Genomic DNA, 5467 nt, shown 5'->3' with positions numbered 1-5467 from the left:
CCGCCGGTGGACCCGCCGGGCTCGAAGCAGTCCGGCAGGAACCGGGCCGGCGTGGCCCCCAGCAGCCCCTGCTCCCGGTAGCGCTCCAGGGTGAGGGGTGAGGCGAACACGGCCCCGGCGGCGGCGGCCAGCACGGCTCGCTGGCGCTCGGGGTGGGCCGGGTGGAAGCGGCCCTTCTCCCGGTGGCCGAAGGGATCGTCATAGATGGCGATGAAAGGTCTGCCGAGCCGGCCGGCCACATCCAGGGCCACCTCAAGCACACGGAAATCCGGGCAGATGCCTGCCACCGCATCGAAGCGGAGGCGCGCCGCCGTCTCCAGGGCGGTGGCCCTGAGGCCCTCAAGGGCCTGGGCCTGGGGGTCGTGGCCCCCCAGCCGCTCCAGAAGCCGGTGGATCAGCTGGCGCAGGCCGAACCACAGGTGCAGCGGGGTGCCCCGCCGGTGCCGGTTCCTGCGGATGGCACAGCGCTGGGAGCGGGACACCCGCCGGCTGTAGTGACAGAAGCGCCCCTGCTCGGGAAAGGGTTCCGGCGTGACCGCATCGAGCCGGGGGTCGGGGCCGACGACATGGAACTCCCAGCCGGCCGCCGGCAGATGGGGCAGGAGCTTGGCGTAGCGGCGGGCCTGGACGCCGCCGCCCCCCGGCGGCTGGAGGGAGAGGATCAGGGCCCTGGGCATCTCAGCGGCGCTCCAGCAGGGCCAGCCCCGCCAGGATGCCCTCCGCGGCGTTCCGCACGCTGAAGCGGCTGTTGACGAGCTCCCGGGCGGTCTCCCCCATCCGGGCGGCGGCGGCCGGATCGGCGGCCATCCGTCCCATGGCCGCGGCCAGGGCCGCCGGCTGGCCGACGGGGGTCACCAGGCCGGTTTGGCCTTCGAGCACCAGGTCCTCGCCACAGCCCACCTGGTCGCTCACGATCGCCGGCAGCCCGCAGGCCATGGCTTCATTCACCACCAGCCCCCAGGTCTCGCCGTGGTCGGAGGGCAGCACCAGGGCGTCGGCCACCGCGTAGGCCGAGGGCATGCCCGACTGGTTCAGGAAGCCGGCGAACGTCACCGGCAGGGCCTGCTGGCTGGCCTGCGCCCTGCAGGCCTCCTCCAGGGGCCCGCTGCCCACGATCAGCAGATGCACCGTCGGCGCCAGGGGGTCCATCGCCAGCTGCTGCAGCGCCTGGAGGAGGTCGAGGGGACGCTTCTTGGGCTGGAGCTTGCCGGCGAACAGAAAGCAGAAGGCCTGCCGGGGGATGGCCCAGTCCTGGCGCAGCGCGTCCCGGCGGGGGCGCAGGGCCGCTGCCCGCTCAGCGAAATAGGTGTTGTCGACGAAGTGGGGCGAGGGCACCAGCCGGCTCTGGGGGACTCCGAACTGGCGGTACCAGCGGGCATTGGCCGTGCCCACAGGAAGCCCCACCGACACCCCCCGGAACAGGATCCAATAGGTGAGGTTCAAAGCCCAGGATCTGGGGCGGAAGGCGTTGGAATCCATCCGCAGCAGCACCGGCAGGCCCTGCAGCCGGGCGGCGATGAACAGCTGCACCATGCCCAGGAAGTGCCAGCCGGTGAGCAGCAGGGCATCGGGCCGCTGCCGGGCCGGGCCGAATCCCAGCTCCCCCAGGGGCCGGCCCAGCCACACCCCCCGGTAGCCGGCGGTGATGCCGCGGCCGCGGCCACTGGCGGCCCGGTGCCAGGGGTAGCCCTCCAGCAGCGGCACGTCCCACTCGAAGGAGACCCCGAACCCCAGGCCCTGGGTGCGGGCGTCGGGGAGGGTGAGGTAGAGCACGTCCGTGGCCACGTCGGGGGCGGCGGCCAGGGCCTGGAACAGGGGGGTCTGGTACTGCACCGGGTGGCTGCCGGCGATCAGCAGCCGCCGCCGGCGGCTGGGCAGCAGGGCCGGACCCTTGCGCTGCAGGCGCAGGGCCCAGAGCAGGCCGCGCCCTTCGGCGATGAGGGTGGGAGGGATCCACCAGGGATGGCGCAGGTGGTGGCGGCTGCGCACCGACCCCAGCCAGCCGCCCAGGCACCCCGCCAGGGCCGCCGGCAGCGGCTGGGTGCGCAGCTGGAAGTAGTAGCGCCCCACGGCATGGTCGGGTTTGACGGTGGTGAGGTGCTTGCCGTAGCTGCGGGTGCCGCCGCGCTCGGCCCGGAGGTGGTGGATCAGGGCACCGGGCACGTACTGGATCGGATGGCCGGCCTGGCGCCAGCGAAAGGCGAATTCCGCCTCGAAGCGATAGGCCACCCGCACGAAGTTCTGGTCGAACCCCCCCAGCTCCAGGGCCAGCCGCCGGGGGATGGCCACGTTGCCCCCCATGAATTCCTCCACGGAGCGGGGGCGCAGGCTGTTGAACAGGAACGGCCCCTCTTCCGGGTCGCTCTCGCCCCGGTGCCAGGGCTGCAGCACCCGGCCGGCCAGCATGGCGTCGGGGTCAGCCGCGCCGGCCCGTTCGTGGGCGTTGAGCAGTTCCGCATCCGGCAGGATGTCGTCGTCGAGGAACAGCACCCGATCGCCGCGGGCCTCCTGCAGGGCCACGTTCATGGCGCCGGTGATCGAGGGGGTCGGCAGCCGCAGCCAGCGGATCCGTCCCTCCGCCTGCCAGGCGCCCAGCCGCGCCTCGCTCTGCGGGTCGTGGCGGGGCGTCTGGTCGACCACCAGCAGCTCGAACGGGGGCGGATCCAGCGCCAGCAGGGCGGCGACGCTGTCGATCAGCACCTGATCGCGGCCGAAGGTGGGAATGGCGACGCTGAGGGTCATGGCAAGGCGGCCAGCTTGAGCCGGGCCTTGAGATGCCAGGGGTTGAGGGCCAGGGCCTGGCGCAGGTACTGACGGGCCAGGTCCGGACGCTCGCGGCTGAGGCAGGCACCGATGAAGTAGGCCCCATCGGCCTGTCGGCGGGGTTGGGCCCGCAGGCCGCGGCAGCGCTCGCTCAGGGCCTCGGCCTCCGCCAGGACGGGTGCCTCCGGCTGCCTGGCGCGGCGGGCCCGGGTGGCCGCCACGATCAGGGCATGGAAGGCCTCCTGCTCCCGGCGCCGGGAGCCGCTGATCGATCCGGGGGAGAGGGTGGCCTCGTAGAGCACTTCCGGCACCACCAGGTGACCGCCGAGCTCCACCATGCGGCTCCAGAGATCGATGTCCTGGGCGAAATAGAACATCGGCCGATAGCCTCCGGCACGCTCATAGGCGCTGCCCCGCATCATCACCGAGCCGTGGATGGCCGGACCGGTGAGGCCATCGGCCAGGTCCGCGGGCTCCGGCGCATTCACCCGCACGGTCGCCCCTTCCGGCACCACCAACCGCACGTGGGTGGAGCAGAGGCTGGCTTCCGGGTGCTCCTGGAGGCAGCGCACCTGCCTCAGCAGCCGCCCCGGCAGGGAGAGGTCGCCGGCGTCCTGGCGGGCGATGAAGGAGCCACGGGCCACCTGGCAGCCCTCGATCAGCGAGCGGGTCAGGCCCCGGCCCGGTCGCTCCAGCACGCGCAGCCGAGGATCGGCGGCGGCCCGCGCCGCCAGCAGGGCGCCGGTGTCATCGGTGGAACCGTCGTTGATCACCACGATCTCCAGGTCCACCCCCTCCTGGCCGGTCAGGGAATCGAGGGTCGCGGCGAGGCTGGCGGCACCGTTGCGAACCCCCATCACCACCGACACCAGCGGGGCCGTGCCGGATTCGTGCTCCACAGGCTCCTGCATCACCTCAGGTCATGTTCCCCCCTGGGCGGGATCCTGGCCGCCGCCGTGTCCGGACCCCCATGCTGAGGCGGGCCGCCCGGCCCCAGCCCAGAACCGTCGCCATCAGGCCGTAGAGCAGGAACTCCAGCTGCCGGGGCGGCTGCCGGGTCCCGTGGCGACGGGCCAGCTGGAACAGGCGGCGGGAGGCCTGCTCGGCGCCGGCGGCGCCGCACTGGCGGCTGAGCAGGAAGACGGAGCGGCAGAAGCGGGCCATCTCGGGGCCGTCGGTATCGACGCCGGCGGCCAGGGCACTGCCCAGCAGCGACTCCTGGGCCCGGGCCCGGTCCGCCAGCTTGCGGGGGTCCAGGTGGCCCCGGTCGCTGAGGTGGTCGTCGCCCATGTGGATCCGCCGCACCGACACCGCGCCAGGCACCCACACCAGGGGAGTCCCGGTCGCCCCGGCCCGGCCGTCGTACTCCCAGTCCTCCTCGTTGATCCAGGGCTGCCAGGGGCCGATGCGGTCGAGCAGGTCACGCCGGTAGAGGGGACAGCTGGTGGTCCACCAGCGCTCCAGCAGCAGCCGGGGGAACAGCTGCTCCAGGGTCTGGCCGGTGGCCCGCATCGGCCCGCGCCGTTCGACGGGCCGCCGGGAATGGTCCTCCTCCAGGCTGGGGCCGTAGGCGATCCCGGCCTCGGGGGAGCGCTCCAGGGCTCCCACCTGGGCGCTGAACTTGCCGGGCAGCAGCAGGTCGTCGCTGTCGAGGTACTGGATGAATTCGCCGCGGCTGTGGTCCAGGCCCCGCTGGCGGGCGGCGCCGGGACCGGCGTTGGGCTGGTGGATCACCCGGATGAGGTCCGGATGGGCGGCGGCCAGGCCGTCGGCCACCGCGCCGGTGTCGTCGCTGGAGCCGTCGTCGACGATGACGATCTCGATCGGCCGGTGGTCCTGCTCGAGCACGCTGGCCACCGCTTCGCGCAGCAGGGCGGCGCGGTTGTGCACCGGGATGATCGTGCTGACCAGGCCGGGCTCCGGGGCGGGCCGCAGGGCGGCGATGCGCTCGAGGGCGGGGCGCCGCATCACGGCCCGGGCCCGCTCCAGGTTGGGGTTGTCCTTGCGGTGCTTGAGGGGCTGGCCGCGGTGCCAGAGGTGCACGATCGGTTCGTAGCCCCAGATCCAGGTGGGCCGGGTGAGGCAGCGGTCCCAGAACTCGTTGTCCTCACCCCCCCAGCCGACGAAGCCCTCATCCATGCCGCCGATGGCGGCATAGGCCTCGGCGGTGATGGCCATCGAGCCGCCGGCCTCCAGGTTCTGCACGATCGCTTCGGCGGGCCGCGCGTCGTAGGCGTCGGAGCCCGCCAGCACCATCGCGCTGTGGACCTCGTCGAGGTAGAAGACGAACCGCTTGGGGTTCACCACCGCGTAGCCGCGGGCGATCCGCTCCAGCAGGCGGCGGGCATAGCCGGTGGGCACGAGCATGTCGTTGTCGTGCAGGAGCAGCACCGGCGCGCGGGCCTCGCGGGCGCCGAGGTTGAAGGTGTGGGAGCGGTTGTAGGGGGCGGCCGGGTCCGGCAGGGGCCCATGGACGTGGCGCACCCAGGGGGGAAGCCGGTCGGCGATGCGGGGTTCGCTGTCCTGTTCGATCACCAGGCATTCGAGCCGCACGTCCTCCTGGGCGGCAAGGGATTCCAGGGTGGCCAGCAGCAGGGGGAGCCGCTCGCTGCCCCGGTGGCCGATCAGCACGCTCAGCTCCGGCGGCCCATCGGCCCAGCCGGGGCTGGCGCGGCGCCGGATCGGCGCCGTCGCCAGGCAGCGC

The 5467-nt window shown here is 73.4% G+C and carries 4 protein-coding genes; all 4 read right to left on the bottom strand.

Features of this window, described 5'->3' with window-relative positions; genetic code table 11:
* On the bottom strand, window positions 1-677 hold a 677-nt coding region (locus VB737_RS14635), incomplete at its 3' end, for a hypothetical protein (protein WP_500314041.1).
* Window position 678: 1 nt separating this feature from the next.
* Window positions 679-2742: a glycosyltransferase gene (locus tag VB737_RS14630; protein WP_500314039.1), complete on the bottom strand. Its 2064-nt coding sequence runs from the start codon at window positions 2740-2742 to the stop codon at window positions 679-681.
* Window positions 2739-3674, bottom strand: a complete 936-nt coding sequence (locus VB737_RS14625) for a glycosyltransferase family 2 protein (protein ID WP_500314037.1) — start codon at window positions 3672-3674, stop codon at window positions 2739-2741. The genes VB737_RS14630 and VB737_RS14625 overlap by 4 nt, the downstream gene beginning before the upstream one ends.
* A 4-nt stretch (window positions 3675-3678) precedes the next feature.
* Window positions 3679-5467 (bottom strand): glycosyltransferase (locus VB737_RS14620; protein ID WP_500314035.1); only part of this gene is annotated, 1789 nt, incomplete at its 5' end.

The organism is Synechococcus sp. BA-120 BA3, assembly GCF_034931285.1.
Taxonomy (GTDB): Bacteria; Cyanobacteriota; Cyanobacteriia; order PCC-6307; family Cyanobiaceae; genus Cyanobium.
This window is presented reverse-complemented; position numbering and strand designations above follow the sequence as displayed.